General features: G+C 43.4%; 27 protein-coding genes. 12 read left to right on the top strand and 15 right to left on the bottom strand.

Annotated elements, in window-relative coordinates:
• Nucleotides 1–11: 11 nt before the first annotated feature.
• Genes AC3CH4_RS06770 through AC3CH4_RS06760 form a run of 3 tightly spaced genes read right to left on the bottom strand, consistent with a single transcriptional unit; the run spans nt 12 to nt 1,643 of the window.
• Nucleotides 12–722, bottom strand: a complete 711-nt coding sequence (locus tag AC3CH4_RS06770; RefSeq protein ID WP_488543508.1) for a fimbrial biogenesis chaperone — start codon at nt 720–722, stop codon at nt 12–14.
• A complete protein-coding gene (locus AC3CH4_RS06765; protein WP_004734872.1) occupies nt 719–1,156 on the bottom strand; it encodes a DUF4402 domain-containing protein in 438 nt (145 codons plus the stop codon). Before AC3CH4_RS06765 ends, AC3CH4_RS06770 begins: the two co-directional genes overlap by 4 nt.
• A gap of 52 nt (nt 1,157–1,208) precedes the next feature.
• On the bottom strand, nt 1,209–1,643 hold the full coding sequence (locus AC3CH4_RS06760) for a DUF4402 domain-containing protein (RefSeq protein WP_004734871.1): 435 nt from the start codon (nt 1,641–1,643) through the stop codon (nt 1,209–1,211).
• Nucleotides 1,644–2,694: 1,051 nt separating this feature from the next.
• Between AC3CH4_RS06760 and sbcB the strand changes: the two genes are divergently transcribed.
• From sbcB to purT, 5 genes are all read left to right on the top strand, one after another.
• Nucleotides 2,695–4,119, top strand: a complete 1,425-nt coding sequence (sbcB, locus tag AC3CH4_RS06755; protein ID WP_054546465.1) for an exodeoxyribonuclease I — start codon at nt 2,695–2,697, stop codon at nt 4,117–4,119.
• Nucleotides 4,120–4,144: 25 nt separating this feature from the next.
• Nucleotides 4,145–4,516 (top strand): CidA/LrgA family protein, encoded by a 372-nt coding sequence (locus AC3CH4_RS06750; RefSeq protein WP_004734867.1) that lies wholly within the window; start codon nt 4,145–4,147, stop codon nt 4,514–4,516.
• Between the two features lie 2 nt (nt 4,517–4,518).
• Entirely contained in the window at nt 4,519–5,196 is a 678-nt protein-coding gene (locus AC3CH4_RS06745; RefSeq protein ID WP_004734865.1) for an LrgB family protein, read from the top strand.
• Nucleotides 5,197–5,553: 357 nt separating this feature from the next.
• Entirely contained in the window at nt 5,554–6,441 is an 888-nt protein-coding gene (gene cdd, locus AC3CH4_RS06740; RefSeq protein WP_054546466.1) for a cytidine deaminase, read from the top strand.
• 167 nt (nt 6,442–6,608) lie between these two features.
• Nucleotides 6,609–7,784 carry a formate-dependent phosphoribosylglycinamide formyltransferase gene (gene purT, locus AC3CH4_RS06735; protein WP_488543507.1) on the top strand — a complete coding sequence of 392 codons (1,176 nt, stop codon included), beginning with the start codon at nt 6,609–6,611 and terminating at the stop codon, nt 7,782–7,784.
• A 194-nt stretch (nt 7,785–7,978) separates the two neighbouring features.
• Here the strand turns inward: purT and AC3CH4_RS06730 are convergent, their stop codons facing one another.
• On the bottom strand, nt 7,979–8,632 hold the full coding sequence (locus tag AC3CH4_RS06730; RefSeq protein WP_488543506.1) for a thiopurine S-methyltransferase: 654 nt from the start codon (nt 8,630–8,632) through the stop codon (nt 7,979–7,981).
• A gap of 323 nt (nt 8,633–8,955) precedes the next feature.
• Here AC3CH4_RS06730 and AC3CH4_RS06725 point away from each other — a divergent pair, with 323 nt between their 5' ends.
• Complete coding sequence (locus AC3CH4_RS06725; RefSeq protein WP_017077978.1) at nt 8,956–9,732, top strand: RelA/SpoT domain-containing protein; 777 nt, start codon at nt 8,956–8,958, stop codon at nt 9,730–9,732.
• A gap of 153 nt (nt 9,733–9,885) precedes the next feature.
• Here the strand turns inward: AC3CH4_RS06725 and AC3CH4_RS06720 are convergent, their stop codons facing one another.
• The 9 genes from AC3CH4_RS06720 to AC3CH4_RS06680 form a co-directional block, all read right to left on the bottom strand.
• Nucleotides 9,886–10,470: a c-type cytochrome gene (locus tag AC3CH4_RS06720; protein WP_171314573.1), complete on the bottom strand. Its 585-nt coding sequence runs from the start codon at nt 10,468–10,470 to the stop codon at nt 9,886–9,888.
• A complete protein-coding gene (locus tag AC3CH4_RS06715) occupies nt 10,467–10,970 on the bottom strand; it encodes a cytochrome C (protein WP_171314574.1) in 504 nt (167 codons plus the stop codon). Before AC3CH4_RS06715 ends, AC3CH4_RS06720 begins: the two co-directional genes overlap by 4 nt.
• Nucleotides 10,970–12,196 carry a sulfite oxidase gene (locus AC3CH4_RS06710; protein WP_488543505.1) on the bottom strand — a complete coding sequence of 409 codons (1,227 nt, stop codon included), beginning with the start codon at nt 12,194–12,196 and terminating at the stop codon, nt 10,970–10,972. Before AC3CH4_RS06710 ends, AC3CH4_RS06715 begins: the two co-directional genes overlap by 1 nt.
• Nucleotides 12,193–12,498: a c-type cytochrome gene (locus tag AC3CH4_RS06705; protein ID WP_004734857.1), complete on the bottom strand. Its 306-nt coding sequence runs from the start codon at nt 12,496–12,498 to the stop codon at nt 12,193–12,195. The genes AC3CH4_RS06710 and AC3CH4_RS06705 overlap by 4 nt, the downstream gene beginning before the upstream one ends.
• A 451-nt stretch (nt 12,499–12,949) precedes the next feature.
• Nucleotides 12,950–13,816: a DUF302 domain-containing protein gene (locus tag AC3CH4_RS06700; protein ID WP_488543504.1), complete on the bottom strand. Its 867-nt coding sequence runs from the start codon at nt 13,814–13,816 to the stop codon at nt 12,950–12,952.
• 85 nt (nt 13,817–13,901) lie between these two features.
• A complete protein-coding gene (locus AC3CH4_RS06695) occupies nt 13,902–14,567 on the bottom strand; it encodes an NAD(P)H-binding protein (protein WP_488543503.1) in 666 nt (221 codons plus the stop codon).
• A gap of 39 nt (nt 14,568–14,606) precedes the next feature.
• Complete coding sequence (locus AC3CH4_RS06690; protein WP_488543623.1) at nt 14,607–15,098, bottom strand: hypothetical protein; 492 nt, start codon at nt 15,096–15,098, stop codon at nt 14,607–14,609.
• A gap of 450 nt (nt 15,099–15,548) precedes the next feature.
• Nucleotides 15,549–15,845 carry an integration host factor subunit alpha gene (gene ihfA / locus AC3CH4_RS06685; RefSeq protein WP_004734853.1) on the bottom strand — a complete coding sequence of 99 codons (297 nt, stop codon included), beginning with the start codon at nt 15,843–15,845 and terminating at the stop codon, nt 15,549–15,551.
• A 523-nt stretch (nt 15,846–16,368) separates the two neighbouring features.
• Nucleotides 16,369–17,100, bottom strand: a complete 732-nt coding sequence (locus AC3CH4_RS06680) for an SDR family NAD(P)-dependent oxidoreductase (protein WP_114633376.1) — start codon at nt 17,098–17,100, stop codon at nt 16,369–16,371.
• Between the two features lie 128 nt (nt 17,101–17,228).
• On the opposite strand from AC3CH4_RS06680, the gene AC3CH4_RS06675 reads away from it, so the two are divergent.
• From AC3CH4_RS06675 to AC3CH4_RS06660, 4 genes are all read left to right on the top strand, one after another.
• On the top strand, nt 17,229–17,987 hold the full coding sequence (locus AC3CH4_RS06675; RefSeq protein ID WP_488543502.1) for a helix-turn-helix domain-containing protein: 759 nt from the start codon (nt 17,229–17,231) through the stop codon (nt 17,985–17,987).
• Nucleotides 17,988–18,182: 195 nt separating this feature from the next.
• Nucleotides 18,183–18,638 (top strand): Fur family transcriptional regulator, encoded by a 456-nt coding sequence (locus AC3CH4_RS06670; protein ID WP_171314578.1) that lies wholly within the window; start codon nt 18,183–18,185, stop codon nt 18,636–18,638.
• Nucleotides 18,639–18,696: 58 nt separating this feature from the next.
• Nucleotides 18,697–19,257 carry an LbetaH domain-containing protein gene (locus AC3CH4_RS06665; RefSeq protein WP_488543501.1) on the top strand — a complete coding sequence of 187 codons (561 nt, stop codon included), beginning with the start codon at nt 18,697–18,699 and terminating at the stop codon, nt 19,255–19,257.
• Nucleotides 19,247–20,254, top strand: coding sequence for a CobW family GTP-binding protein (locus tag AC3CH4_RS06660; RefSeq protein ID WP_488543500.1), 1,008 nt, complete (start codon nt 19,247–19,249; stop codon nt 20,252–20,254). The genes AC3CH4_RS06665 and AC3CH4_RS06660 overlap by 11 nt, the downstream gene beginning before the upstream one ends.
• 97 nt (nt 20,255–20,351) lie before the next feature.
• On the opposite strand, the gene AC3CH4_RS06655 is transcribed toward AC3CH4_RS06660, so the two are convergent.
• Both AC3CH4_RS06655 and AC3CH4_RS06650 read right to left on the bottom strand, forming a co-directional pair.
• A complete protein-coding gene (locus tag AC3CH4_RS06655; RefSeq protein WP_488543499.1) occupies nt 20,352–21,224 on the bottom strand; it encodes an aspartoacylase in 873 nt (290 codons plus the stop codon).
• A gap of 263 nt (nt 21,225–21,487) precedes the next feature.
• Nucleotides 21,488–22,402: an EamA family transporter gene (locus AC3CH4_RS06650; protein WP_488543498.1), complete on the bottom strand. Its 915-nt coding sequence runs from the start codon at nt 22,400–22,402 to the stop codon at nt 21,488–21,490.
• Between the two features lie 103 nt (nt 22,403–22,505).
• Between AC3CH4_RS06650 and AC3CH4_RS06645 the strand changes: the two genes are divergently transcribed.
• Both AC3CH4_RS06645 and cqsA read left to right on the top strand, forming a co-directional pair.
• Nucleotides 22,506–23,888 (top strand): aminotransferase-like domain-containing protein, encoded by a 1,383-nt coding sequence (locus tag AC3CH4_RS06645; RefSeq protein ID WP_488543497.1) that lies wholly within the window; start codon nt 22,506–22,508, stop codon nt 23,886–23,888.
• 295 nt (nt 23,889–24,183) lie between these two features.
• Complete coding sequence (gene cqsA, locus AC3CH4_RS06640) at nt 24,184–25,365, top strand: alpha-hydroxyketone-type quorum-sensing autoinducer synthase (protein ID WP_065205398.1); 1,182 nt, start codon at nt 24,184–24,186, stop codon at nt 25,363–25,365.
• The last annotated feature ends 23 nt before the right edge of the window (nt 25,366–25,388 follow it).

Genomic DNA, 25,388 nt, shown 5'->3' with positions numbered 1-25,388 from the left:
TGAAACGAGCACTACAGAACACATTCGTACAGAGGCTGTTCGTTCTGAACCAGTGAGATCTTTGAGCCTTTAGGAAAAGGCTTGGTTAATTCAGCATTACGAAGTAGCACCACTTTTTCGCTATGCTCATCAACATTCAATTTCGCAGTAAATTGAAAGTTTCCATCGTTGCGAATCTTGATGCTTTGGTTGTCACACGCAAACTTAACATCTTGCACCTGCTCACCTTTCTGAACATAAACGGGTACATAACTGTTGATGTGAAAGTTCAGTTGAAAGGCTGAACCATCACTGTTGGTTTTACTTGAAGACAACGCAATGTCTGATAGCTCTGCAGCTTTTGCTATTGGGGAAAACCACAAGTAAGCACGATATTCACCATCAGCCATGTCAGCAGGTAAAGCATTCATACGTAAGCGAACCGTGCGTCTTTGATTGGGTTTAAGTTCACGAATTATTGGTGGTGACACTTTAATCCAACTCGCGATATCTTCTGATTGCGCGATATTAGCGTCAGTTCGAACTAAGCCACTCGTCTTTACCGGGCGATAAATCGGTTTTATCTCCAAGCGAATCGGTTGATCTGAATTGTTTTCGACGACGATTTTTTCAGTCACCGAAGTGTCGGCATCCAGCACAAAACGAGTCGGTGCGATGAGTAACTGAGCATAGGCTTGTGTTGTGAAGATTAAGCCGAGAACACATGAGATAAACAACTTCATTTATAATTAACCTCAAAAGGGATTGTACTGGTGTAAAGGCCTGCTGGGTGGTTAGCGCCGATTTTCACTTTGGCACCAATACACAATAATTTGCTTCTTCCATTCCCTTTGATTTTGGCTCTACCACGCTTTGATAAGCCGCAACCAAAATAGAACTTTCTAATACGCAGGCGTTTGGATTTACGAGAATGGTTTAGATATTGCTTGGAAGGGAGAGAAACCACGATTTTTTTACCAGGCTCACCTTCAACATAAAAACGAACCACATAAACCTGACTATTGGATGGGTTTGAATCCGCATTCTGGCCCGACCCAGAGATATACATACCCGGAAATTTCACTTCCATATTCTCAGGAATGATTTCAAGTGCATGAAAAGGGCTGGAGTAAATCATCAGACCAATATAAATCGCGTATTTGAATAGAACACTCATAGTAAAAGCGGCTGCTTTATAGCAGCCACAATATTACACTGGTTTCATTTAATTACTGGTAAGTAACATCTACTGCAACGTTAGCAGTATATGTACCAGCAACTAATGTCGCACTTGAAGTACGTGCAGTACCACCAATATTAAGAGCCGCAGTACCACCGGTAAGAGTAATAGCGTTATTAAAGTCAAATTCAGCTGCAATCGTATTTACGCCGTTAACCAAGTTAGTATCAGAAATACTTACTGTTACTGCATCACCAGATTCTCCAGAAAGAGTAAATGCCGCAGCTCCAGCATCACCTTGAGCGATAACAACGTCCGTTGTGTTGTCTGAAGTGATGATACCGAAGTCAAGATCACTTGTTTTTGTCATTGTAATTGCTTGTTTTACTTCTAGTGTTGCATCAAAAGTGTCACTCACAGCGAAAACGTTCGCTGAAGAGATAGAAAGTGCAGATACAGCAACAACCTTAAAGACTTTGTTCATTTTTTTAATCCTTTATATAAAATCGGCTTTATTATTAGGGTTACCTAACAGTCAATCAAAGTTAACAATTAAGTAACAACAATCCTATTTAGAAAATATATACATTGACACTTATTTATAAAGAAATGAGGCGCAGTGAGAATAAGATCACGCAAATTGATATAAATGGCATTAACAATAATGATGGTATTGGCTCATTTTCACCAATTATATATAAAACTGGTTTTACACTTAACTCCTTTATTTTTGTACGTAACTTTTTCTATAAAAAGACCTTAATTAAAGTAATCCTAAAATAAAAGACAAGAATAAACCCTTATTATATTCAGGTTAACTACTATATAGATCACCGTGTTGCAATGCAGTCTCAAAAATGAAACATACTGACAATTAAAATAAACTGTAATGAAAATGAAATATTAGAGCTTTCTTTATATCCAATTCAAACACGGATTATAGAAAGTATTAAAAATGAGACAAACATAACACTCCAGTAAAATTAACTCCGACAATCATAAATACCGAAAAATTAATTAAATCTAAGAGGATTGTATTGCGAAAAACACCTTGATTGGACAGAGCCAAGACAGGCAAGTGAAGCAGTTTAAACATCTGTGCTATGGTTTAGACATCTGCGCTGCGGTTTAGACACAAGCACAGCGGTTTAGACACAAGCACAGCGGTTTAGCCACAGGTACAGGTACAGCAGATTAACCACCAGTCAAAAAACAACGAGATGTTTCTAATCACACAGCTTTAGAGTAAAAGACAAACAAACTCATTCGCGGTAAACCTGAAACCCAACTCATCGCCTTACAACAGCTAAGGTTAAAAGATAGGTAAAAAAGAGGTACACAGGCAAAATTGTGACCATAGAAAAGCCACAATTGGATTCAAAACCTTCCCCACCGACTCGATTGAATAGTAAAGCACCGTTTTCCGGCAATTTATTTGTGATCTGGGTTGCACGCGTACCGCATACTATCAGATACTGAACAAAACTAACCTTCAGCCACAGTAAACGTTCCGCGCTTGCTGTTCAGGAAATTCAATGAGTTCAGATAATCAGCCGACCTACTTCTTTTTCGATTACGAAACGTGGGGCGTTAGCCCAGCAAAAGACCGTCCGAGTCAGTTTGCGGGTGTTCGTACCGATCAAGATTTCAATGTTATTGGAGAGCCTCTGGTTATCTATTGCCAACCTCCCGCTGATTATCTCCCTGCGCCTGAAGCTGCACTGATCACCCGTATCACACCACAAAAAGCGGCTTCACAAGGTCTTCCTGAACCAGAGTTTATCGCTAAGATCCATGCTGAGTTGGCGAAACCAAATACCACAAGCCTTGGCTACAACAGTATTCGATTCGATGACGAGGTAACGCGTTACACCTGCTACCGAAACTTCATCGACCCATATGCGTGGAGCTGGCAGAACGGCAACTCACGTTGGGATCTATTAGATGTAATGCGCGCTGTTCACGCACTGCGTCCTGAAGGCATTGTTTGGCCAGAGAACGAAGAAGGTTATCCAAGCTTCAAACTAGAACACCTATCTGTGGCAAACGGCATTGAACATGAGAACGCGCACGATGCGATGGCCGATGTTATTGCGACCATCGAGTTAGCGAAGAAGCTGAAAGCTGCACAACCTAAGATGTTCGATTACCTTTACAACATGCGTCATAAGCGTAAGCTGAATGACCTGGTTGATATTGTAAACATGACACCATTGATGCACGTTTCGGGCATGTTTGGCCGTGACTGCAACTACACAAGTTGGATTGTGCCTATGGCTTGGCACCCAACCAATCAAAATGCCGTTATCGTGGTTGATTTAGCCAAAGATCCAAGCCCCCTGTTAGAACTGGACGCTGATGAACTCAGAGACAGACTCTACACCAAACGCAGTGAACTGGGTGAAGACGAGCTACCCGTACCAATTAAATTGGTTCAACTGAACAAGTGCCCTATTCTTGCTCCAGCCAAAACGCTGACGGCTGAAAATGCCGAAACCATCGGTATCGATCGTCAACAATGCTTGAAGAACTTGGCACTGCTGCGCGAACACCCAGAGATCCGCGAAAAACTGATCGGCCTGTACTCACAAGAACGAGAGTACGAAAAGAGTGATGATGTTGATACACACCTTTACGACGGTTTCTTTTCACCTGCTGATAAAACAGCGATGAACATCATTCGCGAAACTGACCCAAATAACTTGGCAGCTTTAGACATCACCTTCGGTGATGAACGTATTAAACCGTTACTGTTCCGTTACCGTGCTCGTCATTTCCCATGGACGCTCGACGAAGCTGAGCAATTGAAATGGGCGAACCATTGTCGTGAGTTTTATGAGAGCCGTTTAGAAGAGTACATGCTCAACCTTGAAAACCTCGCGCATGAACATGAAAGCGACGAGAAGAAAATGGCTATCTTGAAGTCGGTTTATCAATACGTAGAAAAGTTAGCTAGCTAATTCCATTATCAAGAGACGTAACACTTTGAAAGAAAGATTGATCCAGCTGGTTTACTGCTTAATCTCCTTCACCTTAATCATAGGTGCACTTACAGCAGGTAACGCGTTACAGCACTTTTTGGATACCTCAATCCCAGGCAGTATTTTTGGCATGTTGATTCTGTTTGCCGCCATGGTGATTGGTATTGTTCCTTCGCACTGGGTACAACCCGGTGCAAGCTTGATTATCCGCCTAATGATCTTACTGTTTGTTCCGATCAGTGTTGGGTTGATGGATCACTTCGACATGCTCATCGCGAACGCATTGCCAATTATGGCGAGCGCCGTTGGTGGCACGTTGCTGGTGTTGGTGTCCTTATCATGGTTTTTAGACCGCTTGCTTTCGAGAGGTAACTGATCATGTGGATTCTACTCACCATCGTGGTATTCCTGTTTGCTCGCTGGGTAAGTCAAAAAGTAAACTCACCGCTGTGTAATCCCCTGCTGATCAGCATTGGTATCATCATTCCGATACTCACGTTCTTCAAAGTACCGTTTGAGACTTACTATGCAGACAACACCTGGATTACCTACATGCTGCAGCCTGCGGTTGTTGCCCTTGCTTATCCGCTTTACGAACAGCTACCTCAAATCAGAGCCAACTGGCGCATCATCACCTTTGCTTGCACGCTAGGTAGTGTGATGTCGATGACAACGACAGCATTAATCGCAGTGGCTTTTAAAGCGGACTTAACTTTGATTGCGAGTTTATTAGGTAAGTCAGTCACCACGCCAATTGCTATGGAAGTGTCGAGCCATTTAGGTGGTGAAGCAGCAATTGCGGCAATACTAGTATTGATTGTCGGTCTGTTTGGGGCAATTTTTGCTTACCCAATCTACAATCTCATTGGCATTAAGAGCCCTATCGCGCGTGGTTTAACCATGGGTACCGTGTCTCACGCTTTAGGTACTGCGACCTGTGCTGAAAAGAATCAGGAAGATGCTGCATTCAGTTCGTTGGCATTGGTTCTTTGTGGGGTTATCACCTCAATCATTGCACCGAGTATATTTTCGCTCGTGGTTTGGTTCTATTCTTAACCACTTTGATTACAGTTTATACGCGCTCTAATCGATGAGTTGGTAAATAGCTAAACTCACTGGTTCGCGACTTTTAAGCGTTACAGATATCAATAAGCCCAAGCATAACCTGATTATTTCAGTGGTAGCTTGGGCTTTTTTCTCACATTTATTCATCAATACGTGACAAACCAAACTCAATTTCAAGCAATAAGTGCGATATCAATGGTAGTTTTTACTCTTGCAATCGATTTCATCTGTGACCTCACTCTAATTATGCAAACCAATGTAACAGCAACAACACAGTAGTGATCAAAATCACAGAAAATTCCTGAGCATTGCATAGAATTAAAGCCTAAGGTCAATTAAGGATTCAACATGAACAGTCGTATTACCCTGGCGCTGGAAAGTGCTCCAACAGCAATCAAAGCACTTTTGAGTGACATCGTATTAGCAGACAACTTTGACGCGACATTGTCTCCAGAACAATTTGCTAGCCTACTGCAAGCAAGTGGTTTCGCGGATGACGAGCTACGTATTGCGCTACTTCCTTTTGCCGCAGCCTATTCTTACGCTCCGTTATCTGACTTTTATGTTGGTGCAATCGTGCGTGGTTTGTCTGGCACTCTGTATTTTGGTGCAAACCTTGAAATCGCTGGTGCTCAACTTGGCCAAACAGTACACGCCGAGCAATCTGCAATCAGCCACGCTTGGATGAAAGGCGAGCAAGGTATCTCTGATATCACAATCAATTTCAGCCCTTGTGGTCACTGTCGTCAATTCATGAACGAACTGACCACAGCAAAAGAACTTAAAGTTCAGCTGCCACAACGTGATGAAATGTCTCTGCAAGAGTACCTACCAGACTCATTCGGCCCTGCTGACTTAGGTGTGACGACTGGCCTAATGACTAAGCTTGATCATAAGCACACGACTGAAGAAACAACGCCTATTGTTGTAGAAGCGCTAGCAGCACTAAACCGCAGCCATGCTCCTTACACCAAAAACCTAAGTGGTGTTTCACTGCAATTAACGTCGGGTGAGATTTTTACGGGTGCTTACGCTGAAAACGCAGCGTTCAACCCGAGCTTACCTCCTCTACAAGTGGCGTTGATTCAACTTAAACTGGCTGGCTTCGATTTTGATCAGATTGAAAGTGCAGCGTTGGTTGAAATTGCCGAAGGTAGCATCAGTCACCTAGCGGATACGCAATCTACATTAGAAGCGATTAATCCCGACATTCCAGTGACTTACTTAGCAATCTAAGTACATCTAATTAACAAAATTTCAAATAAGCAGCCCTATTTAACGGGGCTGCTTTTTTTATACCTGTAATTAACGCAACAACTTGCGCAAACGTTTGCTTTTATCATTGAAATAAGTATGATCATCCCGTTTTCAATCAATCGCTCAAAAGATCGGAAGGAATTTCTATGTTTGGTACTGCTACTCGTGAAAATGCTACTCGTGTACTTCTATTAGGTTCAGGTGAACTCGGCAAAGAAGTTGCTATCGAGTGCCAACGTTTAGGCTTGGAAGTAATTGCATGTGACCGTTACGCAGACGCACCCGCGATGCAAGTTGCACATCGTAGCCATGTATTAGACATGTTAGACGGCGATGCACTGCAAGCAGTCATTGAACTTGAAAAACCAGATTATGTAGTTCCTGAAATTGAAGCTATTGCCACCAGCAAGTTGGTAGAGCTAGAAGCGCAAGGCTTAAATGTCGTTCCCACTGCAAATGCGACTAAGCTAACGATGAACCGCGAAGGTATTCGTCGTCTAGCCGCAGAAGAACTAAAACTGAGCACTTCTCCTTACCGCTTTGCAGACACCTTTGAAGACTTCGCTGCCGCTGTTGAATTCGTGGGCATGCCTTGTGTTGTTAAGCCAGTAATGAGTTCTTCAGGTAAAGGCCAAAGCGTTATCAAAACAGAAGAAGACATTCAAAAGTCTTGGGACTACGCACAAGAAGGCGGTCGTACTGGCGCGGGTCGCGTAATCGTTGAAGGCTTCATCGACTTTGATTACGAAATTACGCTACTTACCGTTCGCGCTGTCGACGGTGTGCATTTCTGTGCGCCTATCGGTCACCGCCAAGAAGATGGTGATTACCGTGAGTCATGGCAGCCACAAGTCATGTCAGACAATGCACTTAAAACCGCGCAATACACCGCTGAACAAGTGGTTAATGCACTAGGTGGTCACGGTATCTTCGGCGTAGAGCTGTTTGTTAAAGGCGATCACGTTATCTTCAACGAAGTATCCCCTCGCCCACACGATACTGGCTTAGTGACTCTTATGTCTCAAGACTCATCGGAATTCGCACTGCACGTACGCGCCTTTACTGGTATGCCGATCAAATCCATCACGCAATACGGCCCGTGTGCATCAGCGGTTATTCTAGGCCAAGGCACTTCAACCAACATTCGTTTTGAAGGTCTTACAGAGGCGCTATACGCACCACAGACGCAAGTTCGCTTGTTTGGTAAGCCTGATATCGATGGTCGCCGTCGTCTAGGTGTGGCACTTACTCGTCGCAACAGCACTGAGACAGCGATTGAAGATGCAATTGAGAGCGCGTCTAAAGTAAAAGTGATTTACTAGCTGTTAATTACCATTTTCTAGCTAATGACTACTAATTGGTAACGACTAACTCAGATCTGAACCATTACGTTCTCGCATCTGAACAATCACGACTTCAAATCTGAACAATAAAAAAGACGGGCTATCGAGCCCGTCTTTTTGTTGGTGTTATCTTTTTTATTGAAGCGGTTTTTTCGCTAGAGAGCTCACTGCGCTTAAGCGTCTGACTCAATCAAGTACACTTCCTCACTAAATCGAGACAAGCCTTTTTTAGCAATCTTCGGATGTTCATCGTCTGCAATATCTTGATTCAACAATGTGATTTTGTATCCCGCGAACAACTGATCAATCTCTAGTTTAGGGACGCTAAACGGAGGCCCTGCCATCTCGCTTTGGTCGTAATCCAGAGTCACTAGAAGGATCTTACCACCCGGTTTCAGTCGTTGTTTCAAACACTCTACATACTGCACTCGCATCTCTTCAGGCAATGCGACTAAAGACGCGCGATCATAAATGGTATCAACAGGCTGGATTGGCGCTGAGAAGTAATCGCCCGTGTAGATGTTCAGTTCATCAAATTGATACAGCTCGTGCTGACCACTGATTTGAGTCACAGTCGGGGTGTAAAGGTGCTCTGCAAAAAATGCGCGAACCGCTATCTGGCTTAACTCGACACCTTGAACATCTTCATGCTTTGAAGCTAGCCAAATCAGATCTTCACTTTTGCCACAAAGTGGAACAAACACACTCTTCTCATAGCTAGGCTCAGTCTTTTCCCAAAATTTAATCAGAAGTGGGTTTACATCTTCGAGGTGGAAACCAATTTGGTTGGCTGCCCATTTATTGTGCCAAAATTCAGGATTATTCATCTTTCGTTCATGTTAAACAGTCATAATACAAGGGTACAGTATAGAGAGGTAAGAGCAACCTTAGCTTGGTTTAAAGTACCACATTGGTTTCGATAAAATCAGAAACTGGCTAAGTTCAAAGTTCTGATAATTGCGGAACTAACGGTTGGATTATTTGTCTATATCTTCACATTTTAAAGCAATATTAAACGTTAGAGTTGGTTTCTGTCTTAGCTAGCCCCATTTAATATGTAGTGAGTTTAGTTAAGCTGTTTTTACTCTTATGCGTTACTGGTTACCCCTTTTGACTACCCGTTTTTGTAACCTTGTATTTTGGAGTTTGAATGAGTGTATTTCTCCGTACGACGGCCCTAATGCTATTGGTATTGAGCCGAGCGCCTGCATTCGCAGCAGCACCTGTTTCAACAAGTTCGACTGATCAAACGCGCACCCCTGCGCAAAACCAAGTTTCATCAAACGTATTCCGTCATAGTTTGAGCGGCCTTTACGGCATCAAAGCCTTCGACTCACGCCCGACTCAGCCTTACACCGACTTCGATATTCTGTACAGCAAAGCGCATCAAGGCCAAGCTGAACTAGAAACTATCTGTAAAAGTACTGCCCTACTCACCAATTCTGAAGCGCTATTTGCTGGCGTTAAATCTCAAGCTCGTGCAGAAGAAAAAATCGCCCTTGAGCTTGATGGTGATGTGACAAAAATTACCGACTTAGCCCGTGCAACTATCATCGCGAACGATGTAGAGAGCTTGGTTGAAGTTTACGAAGCGCTAAGCCGTGAAGCAGACGTTGTTAAGCTGAAAAACAAGTTTAAATCACCAGCCGACTCTGGTTACCGTGACCTTAACTTGTTGGTTCGTTTGCCAAAGACCAACATCATTGCAGAGGTTCAACTTCACTTAAAAGCGATTGCTGATGTGAAAAGTGGCCCTGAGCACGAGCTTTACGAGATCATCCAAGGCATTGAGCGTCACGCAATTGCAGAACAACGCCCTATCAATGACATTGAAGCGGCACAAATTAATAGCCTAAGACGCCAATCTTTAGAGCTTTATCAACAAGCATGGCAACCATACATTACCACGCACATCAAAGCGGCTTAACCACTGGCATAAACGCTTATCACAAACAACAACGACAAAGGGCCGCATAATCGCAGCCCTTTGTTTTATTTACTTTTTCACCTATCGCTATCTACTGTTTTACCTATCGAATCTCGTAAAAACCTACTTAACCAACTTCCCAGAAAGCCTCACCTATTGGTGATAATACTCTTTAGTGCGATTGTATAAATCCAATGGCTTCAACGTGCTATAAAACGCCGCCGCATCTTGTAAGTCTTCATCCGAAAGGTGTTTCACCACCGACTGCATGTACAAATCTTGGCGCTCATCGCTTTTAAAATTGCGCAGCTGCTTAAGAATATACCCTGCTTTCTGACCTTTGATGTTTGGATAAGATTGTACGAAGGGAATGATCTTGTCACCATGACACTGACTACATAGATTCTGAACCAACTTTTCACCTGCAACTAAGCTCGGAATGTAATCCTCAGTGATTACCTTGCTATCGACAAGAGTTTCAACCTCAGTTTTAGCTTCCGCTTTAAGCTTCGGCGCTGGTTCTGACTCCATGCCCAATGATTCGACTCGCGAGGCAACTTTATCTTCAGTGCTCGGCTTTTCATCAGTACACGCAGACAGCGACAAAACTACTGCTGCAGCGGCTATCGCAATAGCTCTATTAACTACAGCTCTAATAACAATAGCTCTAATAACAATAGCTCCATTCGCAACAATTCCATTCGTAAGAGAGGTCCGCTTTAATCGATTGATGATCATAGGATGTCTCCCGGCATAGGTGGCATCAAGGCGCTATCAATAGGCTTACGACGATACTTGTTCATATCGATGCCTTTGTCTTGATAGTAGGTACTGAGGTAATCCAATACCGGATCCCAAGTATCAGACAGATCCCACAGCCCTTGAGTGTCCACCATCCACTGAATGGTTTCACGCCATTGCTCTCGGTTACCGCTATTCTGAGCAACGATTAAGCTGGTATGGCAGGCGTTACATTGCCCTTTCACTGTCTCCCAACCGGGTGCCATAATTAGACCCGACGTTTTGTCTACACCGTAATACTCTTTCGGATTCTCCGGAATGTCTTCAGCATGAACAAGCATCGACGTTAACAAGCTGCACACCAATGCCGCTCTCATTATGCCTTTACGGTAACCGAGCTTGCTGACAGGAGTTGAGTCTGCATGAAATGAGAGGCCATCAATCAAATTGACTTGTTTCGAACGGCCATAATTAGGCTTATTGGAAATAGACGGCATCACGACACTCTTACAGCAATACGGTGACAACCATTGAACAGATAACCTTTAGGGTTCCATTGCGGTTGTACGACTGGCTGGCTATCGCCTTCACTGTCGGTTGCCTTTGCCCAAATCTCGTAATAACCGGTCGTAGGAAGGTCTAAATCGGCTTCCCACTGTTGCCACGCGCCCTTATTTACTGGCTTGTTCAGCTTCGCATCATGCCAAGTAGTACCGTAATCGTAACTCACTTGCAGCTTCTCTACGCTTCTTAACCCAGCCCAAGCATGACCACTGACTTTAACCTTCTTACCGAGGGCAAACTCTGTCCCGCTTTTTGGGGAAGTAATTAGCGACTTCACAATCATCTCTTCAATTATTCGGAAATCTTTGTTATCCACTTTCTCACCCGGGGCGATTGGGTTCTTAGGCACTTGATAAGCAGGAGCCGCCATCTTGTGTCCATCATGGATCTTATTTCGAATACTGATGCCGGTCGTGCATTTCTGAGAAACAGAAGCCGGCCGGCCGCCAAATACAGTTCGTAGCGGATAACCATGGAGATAAGGGATCGGCTCGCCATTCATTTCCCATGCAATTAAGGCGTTATCGTTCATCGCCGCTGCAATAGGAACGCCACGTGAAATCGCCTCACCTTTGCCACTCAAGTGCTTATCAAAGCCATGGTTACCGACGTAAACCGCATCATCTTTAATTCCACAGTCTTTAAGCACATCACTCAGCAACACACCTGTCCACTGCGAACAATAGACGCCAGCATTGCTCCATTGATTGCCTTTGGTGCTTGGATAAAAGTTATTACGGCTGTTACCACCACACTCTAAAACCAAGCTTTGAGTATGATGCTTAAATTTCGATTTCAACTCTGCGATCGTATAGGTTTTGCTTTGCTTTACTGATTCACCTTTCACCTCGAAGGTCCAAGTATCTGGGTCCATCTCCGTAAAATCTGGCATCAAGCCATTCCAACGAACAAAGGTAACATCAGCAGGAGTCACGGCTGGCGCAAGCATACTTTCTGGCGGATACGCATTCAAAGGGTTGGTATTTAAAACGGTGTAGTAATCCGGTAGATCTTCAGCTTTTGCCCACGTTAATGCGTTGATATCCAGTTCAGTTAAACCTTCAGGGCGATTTGCGGCAAATACCCACGACACCGGCAATGCAGATACTGCGGTTGCTGAAAGTGCGGCTTTAAGGAACTGTCTTCTATCTAAACTCATTGCGGTGACCCTGTGTTATTCAGTTGGTAAAAGTAATTGGCTAACTTCTTGATGTCTTCTTCTGATAATAGTTGCGCGACTTTGGACATCGTTTTGTCCTCACGCTTACCACTTTTAAAGTCAGTCAGTTGCTCAGTAAGGTAGACTTGATTCTGCCACTTAAGGTTAGGGATAGAGGGAAACGAGGTGTCGTTGTTACTGCCATGACAAGCAATGCACATATTGGCGAGTTGCTGGTACTCCGCTGCCGAAGCGACAGTCGATAAAAAGAGTAACATCAAAGCTAAAGCGGACTTACGCAAAGCTTCTCCTTAGATTTAGATCAACAAAATAGATTAACTGGCTGTTTATTGAGCGCATTACAGCAAATCACTCGAGTGATTTAAATTCAATTAGATTTAACCTCTGTTCAATTTCACTGAACGGATTTAAAAAAAATAAGACGCATTGAATACATACTGCCTAGCTGTCCATTTTAAATGCACGGGTAATTAATAAAGACGGGCATCGATGTATGGATACAAGATAAGGTGCTGGGAACAAAGTTGTATGACTGAGCTGAAATGTCAGGTATTGATCGACTGTGGAGAATAACTAGACATAAGAGCTCTTGCTTGACGGGCGTAAACAGAGCTCATGCGATGGTAACTGGTAATTGGTAATTGGTAATTGGTAAACTATAGATATAGATATAGATATACAGACTTACTGAAACCGCTTAGCAAACAAATAGCGCTTCTAGTAAAACACCCCCTACTTCGATACTGCTCCGCCAAGGGTTTTGCTTAATCGAAAGTTAATGATCCTGTGAGATATTGCGTTATCACCGTAATGCAGTTCCGACATCTCGACAATGTCGTTATAGAGCACAATCACCTTGCCCTCTTGCTCGATAACAAGAACCTTTTGACCAAAAGCATCTAAACCAATACTAGGAAAATCAGTCATTGCGGTCGCGCCAGGAGCTGGCCCTCCAAACACCAACAAAGTTGCTTTAGGAATCGATTGTCCAATCGATTCGGCCCGAGCCTTGTAGTCCCAATTCATAAACCAAACCGTGTCATCTTGTTCAAGAACATCTCGCTTAATGTTCTTTAACGTCGTCTCAAAGTCATAATCAGATTCAAGCGCTTCAATACCATACCCTTGCTCTAAGGTGGCACTATTAACTGCAGAAGCATTATCTAGCCCAAGAACAAGCTGTTCAACCTGTAGTTGGTATTGTGTAAGCGTGGCGTCATCTGTGATCCCATGTCTTTTTCGAATAAACTCCGCGTCTGTGTAGACCGTTTTTTGAATCCCGCCTTCCATGTAGTTTAAAACTCGAAAAGGCAGATCGAGTCCTACTTCCGGGTTGCGTTTTAATAATGCGGTATTAAGAGCGTCATTGGTGTAGAAATCCACACGACTTGGAGCCAAATACTCTCCTGCTTGTTCCGCTAAACGAGAATGGTCGATAGTCAGCACATGATCCAAATTTTGCCCTTGGGCATTAGCTTCGACGGTCAAAGCATTCTGATCGACGGCTTGTAGCTCAGAGACATAAGCAATGGGATCAACTGTTGACTCACATCCCATCAAAGGTAACGCCAGCAACATCATTAAAGAACGATTTTTCATTGATAACCTCTTAATTTTTAATCACATGCCCAACAAAGCTATGCCTATACCTATACAGTATCAGTAGAGTGAACGCAGATTCACGCTAAGAAATGAGCTGATTCATCGCAACCGAGTTCAATCTTTCGACCTGATTAGCATGAGGCATCATCGATATCTTCAAAATGCTTTGAGCAATAACAGACGACTCAATCGGGACATACTTACTTAGATTGCCGATCATTAGCGGCTTAACAATTTTCAATAAACCTTGCAGAAATTTTTCATCCGTTCTTTTCTCATCACGGTCGCCCGCTAAAGGCCCGGGATGTAAAAAAGTCGTTTGTTCAAAACCCAGAGATTCGACCTTTGCTTCCATTTCACCTTTGCAACGAAGGTAATGGGAACGAGCGTTAATATCCGCTCCAAGGCATGACACAACAATGATGTGACCTACGCCAAGCTGCTGCATTTTCTCAGCGGTAGCTGTGACTAAATTGACATCAATTTCGCGCAGTTTTTCTTTCGTGCCAGCTTTCTTAATCGTGCTACCCAAAGCAATGATGCCAATCTCAGGCGGTTGATCCATTGTGATGTCTGGAGAGACTGACAGCGCTTCGTCAATCACTTGAGTCAACTTAGAACCTTCAACAGCCAATCGATGTCGAGACAATGCATAAACGCGATTTACCTCATCACTTTTAAGCAGTGCAGCAAGCGTTTCTTTACCGACTAGGCCACTCGCACCAGCAATAATTATTGATTTGTTCATATTAGTTTCACCATTTAGTCGATTAACACTTACTGTGTACTATTCAATTTCTTCAAGCATTGCGTTAGGTATGATGCTTTCGATGGCAATGTACTGCTCAACATCGAGTAACAAGAAACAGCCATAAGCCAAACCACTCCAACCTAAGATCGACAACGTCAGCATGGCGAACGTCTTTCTCCAATCTTGATTAAGCCGCTTCGAAACAAAGGTGTAGCTTGGAATTCCCACCAGAACAGGGGCTAAAACAGCCATCGTAAGTTGACCATATTTATTCCATCGCTTGATAAAGCGTCTCAGCTTGGGCTTAAAAGCAACGGTTTTGTGGCGATTAAAAATGCTCGAATAAACTGGCGCAACCTTCCACCCAACATAAGCTGCCAGCAACGCGGGAAGTAGATTAAATAATAGCATTTCAGGGTATGAATATGACATGAGCGCTGCCAGAGCAGGCCCTGAATACGTTTTCCAAAGACTCAATAGCGCCATTGAAAACCCAATGAATAGATAACTTTCCAATGCTAGTGTCATAGATGCGATTCTCTCTTTGAACTGCCTGTTTGAAAGGCTCTGTGCAGAAATTTTCTGACTTTCAGCCACCCTTTCACTCTGTATTGATGACACAATAAACAAAACAAACCGATCGGTCTAGTGTTTTTTGAATCTGTTTACATTGAGCTCCTAGTACAAGCATAAGAAGCAAACTAGACAATTGGGTGAACTTTAAAAGTATATGGTGCAGATTAAGTTATGACAGGATCGGAAATACATCAGTCTTAAGCTGTGGGGTTGAGAACCAACCGTGAAATCAACGAATCTAAAGAGATGGGCATAATGACGGTGAATGGTGAATGGTGAATGGTGAATGGTGAATCTAGGATTGGGTTTGGAATTTGGAAGTTAAAGCCGTTAGAGATTGAATGGGTGTTTTTCCTTGGGATAGATACAAAAAGACCACGCTAGGCGTGGTCTATTGCTTGGCTACTTCTCGATTTTAATATTCTCGACTCGGGCCTTTAATTTTTGTCCCGGTCTAAAAGTAACAACACGTCGAGCAGAAATTGGAATGTCTTCACCAGTTTTCGGGTTACGACCAGGTCGCTCGTTTTTCTCACGAAGATCAAAGTTACCAAAACCAGACAGTTTTACCTGTTCGCCATTTTCAAGTGCCTTACGAACTTCTTCGAAAAACACTTCAACCGTTTCCTTGGCATCCCGCTTGCTGTATCCGAGTGTTTCAAACAGGTTCTCAGCCAAATCGGCTTTAGTGAGTGCCATAAAACTTTCCTCAAAGCTATGTTATACATTGCTACCATCGCCAGTAGCGCCAAAGCATTTACCCTATTCAATCAATGAGATAAGGTCGTTTACAAGGAAAGTGTATGCCAAGCTTCTGATTTTCGCCAACTTTTTTATCTCAACTATTTAATTATTCTTTCAAATCAGAAAGATAAGTCGCTTGTAAATTCACATATATGGCTAAAAAACATCTACTTAACCACCATCAAATAGAACAACATGCCTATTAATTAACTAAAAATAGAATTTAATACTTTAGAGACCTAAATGATAATTTTTGAGACTTTTATCCTATACCCAATAAAATCAGCGACTTGATTTGATATCGGACTCAACAGAGGTTATTAAATAAGCGTTATTAAATATGAGATTTGTATCATTTCAGCATTTAATTCGAATTAGCCTGAATAAAACCTTACTGAGTTACGCTTCCCACGGAGTCACTTGTTTAGAAGTTAACATAATAAAGCTCACCTTTGCATAAACAACCTAGCCGATACGGCTAGTATTGAACATGGCTGGTCGATGCTCCATCTACGTACCAGTTTGCCCCAGAAACAAAACTCGCAGCAGGACTAGAAATAAAGGTCACCACGTTGGCTACTTCTTCAGGGGTAGCTAAGCGACCCATTGGATTTCTATCGATAACTTTCTGGAAAGTGTCCGGCTCTTCACGCTTACACCGCCCCCATAAACCATCAGCAATATATGTGTCTCCAGGCGAAACAGTATTGACTCTCACCTTACGAACGTAGGTCAAAGACAAGGACTTCATATAATGGGCAAGCGCGGCCTTCCCTGCTCCATAAGCATTGGCGTTACAAACTGTATATCCACTCGCTTTCGACCCAATATAGGTGATTGCTGCGCAACGCGACTCAAGCAATTTAGGTAAAACTAACGCAATACCCTGTTGCGTGGCTGCAATGTCTTTTTGCAGAACATCTTCCCATTCATCAGAGAGTGCACTTACATTGGGAACAAAAATATCGATATTCGGAATTGACTCGATCCAAGCTTTCATTTGTACCAAATTATGGACATCGACCACTTTTCCGACCACTTGCTTTGGCGCCTTTCCAAGTTGTTTAAGCAGCTTATCTATCCGATGTTGAGAACGGCCACAGAACCAAACATTCGCTCCTTCGTTAGCAAAGCCTTCAACTATTTTCGCCCCAATTCCACTAGAACCTCCAGTGACAACAACATTGATATTCCCTAACCTTAAATTCATCGTAACCTCTCAAATAGTATTGACTACCGAAAGGAAGTATCAAAAAAGATCGCTTATATTTCAAAGATAATAATAAAAGTGACACTTTATGCTACCTTAGGTGTATGAAATAGCGATGGTATAGAGTAATGGACGCACTTGACGACGAAATTTGCACAACAATCAAACGCCATTTAAAAAGGGCGGGTATCTCTTATAAAGAAGTTTCAGAATTCACAGAAGTTTCCGAAATAAGCATTAAACGATTGCTGAACGGCCATCAATCGCTCTCTATTTTGAAGTTACAGAAGATATGTGAATTAATTCAGCTTCCTCTATCAGCCATTATCACAGAAGCAGAAGAAGCATTAGCCTCGGTATCACTATTTACGGATGAGCAAGATGTAGCCTTCTGTACAGAACCGCCGTTATTTACTATTTTCCAAGATATTGTAAATGAAGGAGCAAACGCTCAACAGTTAATGGCCAGTTATGATTTAAACGAACCATCACTGCATATCTACCTCAGGAAACTTGAACAGCTAAAACTAATAACGATGTTATCTGGCTTAAAATTCCACGTCATTGTGCCCACAAATACAGCTTTCTCTGAACAAGCGCAATTTAGCGTCACGTTCAAAAATCAAGTCATAGATGCATTAAAACAGGCCGTGCAATATATCGATGCACGTAACAAACAGGCTTACTTTATTACTGCCAGGCTTAGGCTGACCGAAGACGAATTTAAAGAATATAACGCTAAGCTTGAGGAGTTAATGTTAAAAACACTAAAGATTAGTCAGTCGCACAACCGAATGACTGAAGGAGTCAACGACTATGCCATTGTCGACATGGGCGCCAAGGGTATTTTCCACCCAACACTCAAAGCGCCAGTAAATTTGGTTTAAAAATTTCAGCATGCTCATTATTCCGTAAACCCTCGCCATGATTGCTTGGCGAGTCTTTTCATTACCTACCTCAGCCAAAACTAATATTCATCACCCTGAGTATTTATCCTAGACACCCACAAAGAAAAAGTACGTTCCACACCTCAACCTGATATGTTATAACATATCAATAATATCATTAATTATGTAGATTGAATGAGAGATCTTGAAGCGATCATTGAACATGTAAAACAGGGCTGTAAAGTCAGTGGCAAACAATTTACGGCCAAAAGACAGTTAATTCTGCGAACCTTGATTCACGCCAATAAAGCGCTGTCTGCCTATGAAATCGTTGATTATTGTAAAGAGCACTTTGACCAGCATGTTCAAGCAATGTCGGTTTATAGGGTGTTGGAGTTTCTTGAAGAGCATCACTTAGCGCACAAACTTAAAGTCTCCAACAAATACATCCTCTGCGACCATATCCTTTGCGAACATGAGCATGGTATCCCTCAATTTTTAATTTGCTCAAAGTGCGACAAAATCAGCGAGCAAACCATCGACCCTGCCATGATTCACGGGCTTCAATCCCACGCTAAACAAGAAGGTTTCACCGTGGTCACGCCTCAACTAGAGATCAGTTGCGTGTGCGATGAATGCGTCGATACATAAATGCCCAGCGCCATCAATGGTGGTATGCCCAGCGGCATTAAAAAATAAAGAGCTCAATATGTTAAGAAGAAATCCAAGCGGCCATATGCCAGAAGTCTCGGAGACCGCTTTCATTGACCCAACGGCCATTATCTGTGGCAAGGTCACCATTGAAGATAACGTGTTTATTGGCCCTTACGCCGTTATTCGTGCTGACGAAGTCAATGAACAAGGCGATATGGAAGCCATCGTGATCAAGCGTGATACCAATATTCAAGACGGTGTGGTTATTCACTCAAAAGCTGGCGCTGCCGTCACCATTGGTGAACGTTCATCCATCGCCCATCGCTCGATTATTCATGGCCCTTGCGAGGTCTGTGACGACGTTTTTATTGGCTTCAACTCTGTGGTCTTTAATGCGGTGATTGGCAAAGGTTGTGTGATTCGCCATAACTGCGTGGTAGACGGGCATGACTTACCCGAGAACTTCCACGTACCACCGATGACCAATATTGGCTCAGGGTTTGATTTGAACAATATCTCCAAGGTCCCACCTGAGTATTCTGCGTTTTCAGAATCGGTCGTTTCAGCAAACCATACCCTTGTGCAAGGTTATCGGAGAATTGCCAATGAGCTCTGATAAAAAGCCTATCTTGGGTATTCCCACCAATATCATTACTGGCTTTCTCGGCGTGGGTAAGACCACTGCGATTCTCAACCTAATGAAGAATAAGCCCGCAGATGAAAACTGGGCTATTTTGGTGAACGAATTTGGAGAGATTGGCGTTGATGGCAGTTTGATCCAAGGGAACGACAGCAAACAACAAGTGTTTATTCGTGAAGTGCCTGGCGGTTGTATGTGTTGCGCGGCTGGTTTACCGATGCAGATCGCACTGAATCAACTGCTGTCAGAAGCAAAACCTGATCGCTTATTGATCGAGCCAACCGGGCTTGGTCATCCTAAAGAAGTACTAGAAGTCTTGTCTTCAGAGCACTATCGCAAAGTACTGTCACTGCAGAAAAACGTTACTTTGGTTGATGCCCGCAAGCTTTCTGACACACGCTATTCTGAACACGATACCTTCAATCAGCAAATCACCATTGCCGACACCATTGTGGGTAATAAAGTCGATCTCTACAAAAGTGGCGATGCAGAAAAACTGGCTGAGTACGTCGCACAGGTTTGTCACCCAGACACCAAACTCATATTTGCCCATCACGGTAAGATCCCTTCCGACGAGTTCGATGGAAACACCAATTTTTACCATCACCAAGCTCATGGGCACCATCATCACCATGATCATAAACAAGATAAGCCACTCGCTTCTGAATTACCGATGCCAGAGAGCGGTATGATAAAGGCGAGTAACCAAGGTGAAGGGTTTGAAAGTATTGGTTGGCGATTCGCGGCTGACAAACTGTTCGACCGTCAGCAATTGCTTAATGTATTAGTTGGACTCAAAGCCGAACGAATGAAAGCGGTGTTCATTACTCAAAGCGGTATCTTTGGTTACAACCTAACGGAAGATGGTCTAACAGAGTGTGAACTTGATGAATGCAATGAAACCAGAATTGAGGTGATTAGTCAGGCCATAGACAGCGACTTAGAAAGCCAATTGTTGGCGTGTCAGATTTAGCCAGAACAGGTTAACCCTTATCCCACCCTAAAATCAAAGCCCTATGAACTACTGCATTCATAGGGCTTTTTAACCAATCAGCTATGTGTGTAAGTCACTAACTCACAGAAACCAAACGCTTCTCTGCCAATGCCATTGCAATGTTGGCTTTAGCGTAAGCACTTTCATTAATGAAATGTGGATAGATATCTTGTTCGCGCTCCCAATAGATATCATAACCAAAGAAAGTCGCGAGCAAAGGTTCCCCTTGCTTCACTACCTCGAAATCTCGACCACAGATCGCTGGGTGTACTGTGGCTACTCGCATACCATCAGGACCAAGTGGAACATTAACCTCTTCAACATAGAAGAAAGCATCGTAGTCTTCTAACGCTTGTACTTGGTTAAGGTTATGCTTCTCAACGTAATCAAGAACCATGGTCAGCATCTGCTTCATCAGTTTGAGAGTATCGAACTTAAGTGAGCCATGTGCCTGAGCGCCAACTTCAATCATCACACCACACTTGCCTGTTGTGCAAAGGTAAGGCTGCTCATCCCAAGGCTTTCTATCTTCAAACAGAATATTGGCTTCCGGCATTCGCTGTTTCACGTAAGCGCCCATTTTTTGGTAGAAAGCATCATTGGAAAGCAAGATTAATGTCGCTCCCATATTGCTGGTCGTGTTGTGCAAATCCACGATCAATTGCTGCTCTTTGCTTGCGTGTCTATCTATAAACTGTCGTGCGACTGTGTACTCAGCTAAACCTGAAGTATCGTCGTTGTTAGCATTAGAAAACTGACGATTTAGGTCGGTATCAACATATCGAACGTTCTGCTCTACCGCTTTAGGATTTGCGATAACAGAAGTAGTCGAAAACGTTGAACGATCGGCGGCATACAAACGCTCTTTGATGAGTTTGTTTAAATAGATTCCTGAGAGCTCGTTACCGTGTGTTCCAGCAACCAGTAAGACTTGATTAATGTTGTCCATGTCATTGATTTCCAAATATCGAAAGTGCAAGTCACCCTTGCTTTATTGTTATAATATAACATAACAACAATGAGTTCATTTCTCCAGAACACTTCGTAATCAGGCACTAGATAGTCCTAAGTAGACACAAAAATTCAATATGGAAACGATAACTCATTGTGAAACATACACACAAAGGCCCCGCAATTGCGAGGCCTTCGTTTTTATTCAACACTGTAGTTTCGATGATTAATCTACATCATGCTTCTTTGCAGCGAATCAAATCACGACTGCTTAACAAGCTTTCCATTATCTTCTGCGCTATCTGATGTTTTAACGCTCGGTGTCTTCGCAGGTTTTACGATTAAGCCAATCCCGACTAAGAACAGCACCGATGCGACAACTTGGGCGACTGATAGTACTTCGTCATACATAAAGTAACCACTTATCAACGCGAATATTGGCACCAGCAAGGTTAACGGCGCGGTCGTGCTTAACGGGTATTGTATTAATAACTTATTCCACACCCAATAACCAAATAGCGTGGTTGGATAAGCCTGAAACAGCACCGCAATCGTCGTGTTCCAATCCCATTGTTCAATACCCTGCCAGATAATTTGGTCACCGTGTAACATCACGGCAAATAACACCAGTGGCACCGGAGCAAACAGCATCCCCCACACATTAAATGCAAAAGCCTGAGTGGTTTTAGATGCCTTAACAATCACGCCCATCAAGGTCCAGCTGCATGCCGCTATCATAATCAAGATAACACCATTGAGTGTCACGTTGCCCGTTGCTGCCGAAACCAACACTGCTAACGCACACATGGCTAGCATCGCACCCATTAGTTTGCGAACGGAAGCACTCTCCTTGAACACCCACACGCCAACCGCCATGCCGATTAATACGTTGGTTGAAAGCAATACCGATGAAAGCCCGGAAGACAAACCCGCAGTAATCGACCATGAAGCCATACCCCAAATTCCCACACCGAACACAAAGCCATAACTGACTAAGTAGCGCCAAGCGACATTAGGTCTCGCCACAAAAAATATCACCGGAATCACCGCTAGCGAAAAACGTGCTGCAGTGGCCAATAATGGATGAACGTTGGTCACACCCATTTTGATCATCGAGAAATTGAATCCCCAAATTGCCATAACGAATACCGCTAACAACAAATCATTTCTTTTCATACTCACCCCTCCTTTGTTTTGAATGAGTATCCCTTGAACAATAAAACCAGTACAGATACAATTTTTACAATAAAAACCAGTACAGTTAATAACGGTCGTGACAATGAGTATCTACAGAAAGCTAGCCAATCAGTTTATCGATGAGATAGAAACCGGCAAAAGACCGGAAGGCGGACGCATGCCTTCGCTGCGTCAATTGGCCAAGCAACAGGCCATCAGCATGTCGACCGTGGTGAGCTGTTACCAAGAGCTAGAATCCCAAGGTTGGATCCACTCTCGACCTCAAGCTGGGTATTTTGTTTCTCTTCATAAACCTGCTCACTCCACACCGGAATGGGCACAGTTTGAAAGTAAAGTGTCCAGCGTTAGGCAAACCTCATCGACTCACAACTCAATCAATGGACCTTTAGGGGTTTCGAGTACCGCCAATGATGAACAGTCGATCGTTGAACTGGAACGCAGTTTTCGCCGCGCTATTAGGCGTATGAGCAACAGGCTAAACCATTACCCAGAGGCACAAGGTGAGCCAATGTTACGACAGGCATTATCCACTCACTTTGCCAAGCTCGATGTGCACTTTTCACCTGAAGAGATGGTGATTACGGCTGGCTGTATGTCTGCGATTAAGGCTGCTCTTGAATCGTGTACCAAAGAAGGTGATACCATCGCTATTAGCTCGCCATGTTTCAACGGTATTCTGGAATTGCTCGGACAAATGTCGCGAAAAATCATCGAGATCCCGTCTCTAGATGATGGTGTCGACTTGCAACAACTGGAAGCGCATTTGAAGAATAAACGAGTGGATGCCGCTATCTTCTGTACCTCACATATGAATCCTCAAGGGATCAATATGTCGGCCAGTCAAAAACAAAAACTGGCTGAATTGGCGAATCACTATCGAGTACCAATCATTGAAGACGATGTGTATCTAGAGCTCTCATATTCTTCACACACACCACTACCTGCAAAATACTATGACAAAGGTGGGTACGTGCTGTGGTGTGGTTCAGTATCGAAAAGCCTGTCGCCAAGTTATCGTTTAGGCTGGTGCTTGCCAGGAAGGTACATAGACGAGTACAAGGCTCAGTTTTCTGCTGCGAGTTATGGCGTTGCCCTGCCCACTCAGCTTGCGGTTGCTGACTTTATCGAATCAGGCCAATACGCTAAACACATTCGAAGAAGGTGTGCTCAAATCCTTTCATTACGCCAGCAATATCTAAGCTATTTGGCTCAGCATCTTCCTCAAGATGTGAAGATAAGTAACCCACAAGGTGGCATGGTGCTTTGGTTACAAATACCCAACTTGAACCAATCAACCTTTGCTCAGGCAGTTGCCGACCAGAACATTGATATCAGACTTGGACACCTGTTCAGCACTCTCGACCTTTACAGCAATTGCTTACGCATCAATATTGGTTACTCGTTAGAGGGGAAAGCCAAGCAGCAATTAGACGACTTAATAGAACTGATTCACATTCATAGGTAATACGTGCTAGTTAATAAACAAAGCTAGCACACCGTAGCTTTTCATAATCGACCTTTTCATAGCCATTCGAGCACCGAATTTTAATAGCCTTTTATCATAAAAAAGAAGGCTATTATTCCCATCTAAACTAGGTTAAAGCCCCGAACCGTAAGGAAATTCACTCGCCTCAAAACCCTTAAATACTGAGTTTGCAAGCACGCACAAAATTATGCAACTGGGCCAATGACACCTCACTTTTAATCGTCAATATACAACCGTCAGCGCTGGCGTTATCCTGTATTTGAAGAGAACTATTATGAGTGATAAAACCAAAAAAAAACCATTACCTTCCTTTATTGAAGAACGCTTGAACTTCTATATTCAAGACCTGATTACCCAGAACCAAAGTCAGAAACACTTGGTGTTGGGTAAACGTCCACCGTGCAACGCCGTTGTCATGCAGAGCAATGATTACCTAGCCCTGTCGCACAACAAGCAGATCCAACAAGCTCACCAAGCGGCGATCAGTGAAAACGATGACAACGTGGTGATGTCGGCCATTTTCCTGCAAGATGAAGAGTCTAAACCTGCGTTTGAAACCGAACTCGCAAGCTATGTGGGTATGGAAAGTTGTTTGCTTTCTCAATCTGGCTGGGCGGCCAACATTGGGTTACTTCAAACTATCTGTCCGCCAGCTACGCCTGTGTATATCGACTTTTTTGCACACATGTCGCTGTGGGAAGGTATTCGCGCGGCTGGTGCAATAGCCCATCCATTTATGCATAACAATATGAGTCACTTACGCAAGCAACTTGAACGTCATGGCTCAGGTGTGATTGTTGTCGACTCAGTTTATAGCACGATTGGCACCATCGCCCCACTACGCGACATCTACGAAATGGCGCAAGAGTTTGATTGTGCCGTTGTCGTTGATGAATCGCATTCACTGGGTACGCATGGAGAAAATGGTGCTGGCTTAGTTCACGCATTGGGCCTCACTAACCAAGTCGACTTTATTACCGTTAGCTTGGCTAAAACATTTGCCTATCGTGCTGGTGCTATCCTTGGGCCAAAGCAGCTTTCAGAAACCTTACCTTTTGTCGCGTATCCAGCTATTTTCAGCTCGACCGTGTTACCACAAGAGGTGGTTCGTTTAGAGAAAACATTAGAGGTCATAAAAGGTTCAGAAGACAAACGAAAAGCCTTATTCAAAAGCGCTAAATCGCTTACTACTGGCCTCAAACGGATTGGCTTTAACATCCGCAGCGAGTCTCAAATCGTGGCACTAGAGTGTGGTAGTGAAACAAACACCGAGCGTGTTCGTGATTTCCTCGAAGAACGTGATGTATTCGGTGCGGTTTTCTGCCGCCCCGCGACGGGCAAGAACAAAAACATCATCCGCTTTTCGGTCAATGCCGACATGACACCAAGAGATATTGACCATGTGCTCACGGTTTGTCATGAGGCGTACCATCACCCAGAGTTAGAATTCGTATAACTCTGCCAATTCTATAACTAACA

Source organism: Vibrio sp. QJM3NY_26 (assembly GCF_057786005.1).
The sequence above is the reverse complement of the archived record's forward strand: the minus strand, read 5'-3'. Positions and strand labels throughout refer to the sequence as shown.

Coding starts and splice junctions, on each gene's coding strand:
- AC3CH4_RS06770 (WP_488543508.1), bottom strand. CDS start 722: ATGAAGTTGTTTATCTCATGTGTTCTCGGCTTAATCTTCACAACACAA.
- AC3CH4_RS06765 (WP_004734872.1), bottom strand. CDS start 1,156: ATGAGTGTTCTATTCAAATACGCGATTTATATTGGTCTGATGATTTAC.
- AC3CH4_RS06760 (WP_004734871.1), bottom strand. CDS start 1,643: ATGAACAAAGTCTTTAAGGTTGTTGCTGTATCTGCACTTTCTATCTCT.
- sbcB (WP_054546465.1), top strand. CDS start 2,695: ATGAGTTCAGATAATCAGCCGACCTACTTCTTTTTCGATTACGAAACG.
- AC3CH4_RS06745 (WP_004734865.1), top strand. CDS start 4,519: ATGTGGATTCTACTCACCATCGTGGTATTCCTGTTTGCTCGCTGGGTA.
- cdd (WP_054546466.1), top strand. CDS start 5,554: ATGAACAGTCGTATTACCCTGGCGCTGGAAAGTGCTCCAACAGCAATC.
- purT (WP_488543507.1), top strand. CDS start 6,609: ATGTTTGGTACTGCTACTCGTGAAAATGCTACTCGTGTACTTCTATTA.
- AC3CH4_RS06730 (WP_488543506.1), bottom strand. CDS start 8,632: ATGAATAATCCTGAATTTTGGCACAATAAATGGGCAGCCAACCAAATT.
- AC3CH4_RS06725 (WP_017077978.1), top strand. CDS start 8,956: ATGAGTGTATTTCTCCGTACGACGGCCCTAATGCTATTGGTATTGAGC.
- AC3CH4_RS06720 (WP_171314573.1), bottom strand. CDS start 10,470: ATGATCATCAATCGATTAAAGCGGACCTCTCTTACGAATGGAATTGTT.
- AC3CH4_RS06715 (WP_171314574.1), bottom strand. CDS start 10,970: ATGCCGTCTATTTCCAATAAGCCTAATTATGGCCGTTCGAAACAAGTC.
- AC3CH4_RS06710 (WP_488543505.1), bottom strand. CDS start 12,196: ATGAGTTTAGATAGAAGACAGTTCCTTAAAGCCGCACTTTCAGCAACC.
- AC3CH4_RS06700 (WP_488543504.1), bottom strand. CDS start 13,816: ATGAAAAATCGTTCTTTAATGATGTTGCTGGCGTTACCTTTGATGGGA.
- AC3CH4_RS06695 (WP_488543503.1), bottom strand. CDS start 14,567: ATGAACAAATCAATAATTATTGCTGGTGCGAGTGGCCTAGTCGGTAAA.
- AC3CH4_RS06690 (WP_488543623.1), bottom strand. CDS start 15,098: ATGACACTAGCATTGGAAAGTTATCTATTCATTGGGTTTTCAATGGCG.
- ihfA (WP_004734853.1), bottom strand. CDS start 15,845: ATGGCACTCACTAAAGCCGATTTGGCTGAGAACCTGTTTGAAACACTC.
- AC3CH4_RS06680 (WP_114633376.1), bottom strand. CDS start 17,100: ATGAATTTAAGGTTAGGGAATATCAATGTTGTTGTCACTGGAGGTTCT.
- AC3CH4_RS06675 (WP_488543502.1), top strand. CDS start 17,229: ATGGACGCACTTGACGACGAAATTTGCACAACAATCAAACGCCATTTA.
- AC3CH4_RS06670 (WP_171314578.1), top strand. CDS start 18,183: ATGAGAGATCTTGAAGCGATCATTGAACATGTAAAACAGGGCTGTAAA.
- AC3CH4_RS06665 (WP_488543501.1), top strand. CDS start 18,697: ATGTTAAGAAGAAATCCAAGCGGCCATATGCCAGAAGTCTCGGAGACC.
- AC3CH4_RS06660 (WP_488543500.1), top strand. CDS start 19,247: ATGAGCTCTGATAAAAAGCCTATCTTGGGTATTCCCACCAATATCATT.
- AC3CH4_RS06655 (WP_488543499.1), bottom strand. CDS start 21,224: ATGGACAACATTAATCAAGTCTTACTGGTTGCTGGAACACACGGTAAC.
- AC3CH4_RS06650 (WP_488543498.1), bottom strand. CDS start 22,402: ATGAAAAGAAATGATTTGTTGTTAGCGGTATTCGTTATGGCAATTTGG.
- AC3CH4_RS06645 (WP_488543497.1), top strand. CDS start 22,506: ATGAGTATCTACAGAAAGCTAGCCAATCAGTTTATCGATGAGATAGAA.
- cqsA (WP_065205398.1), top strand. CDS start 24,184: ATGAGTGATAAAACCAAAAAAAAACCATTACCTTCCTTTATTGAAGAA.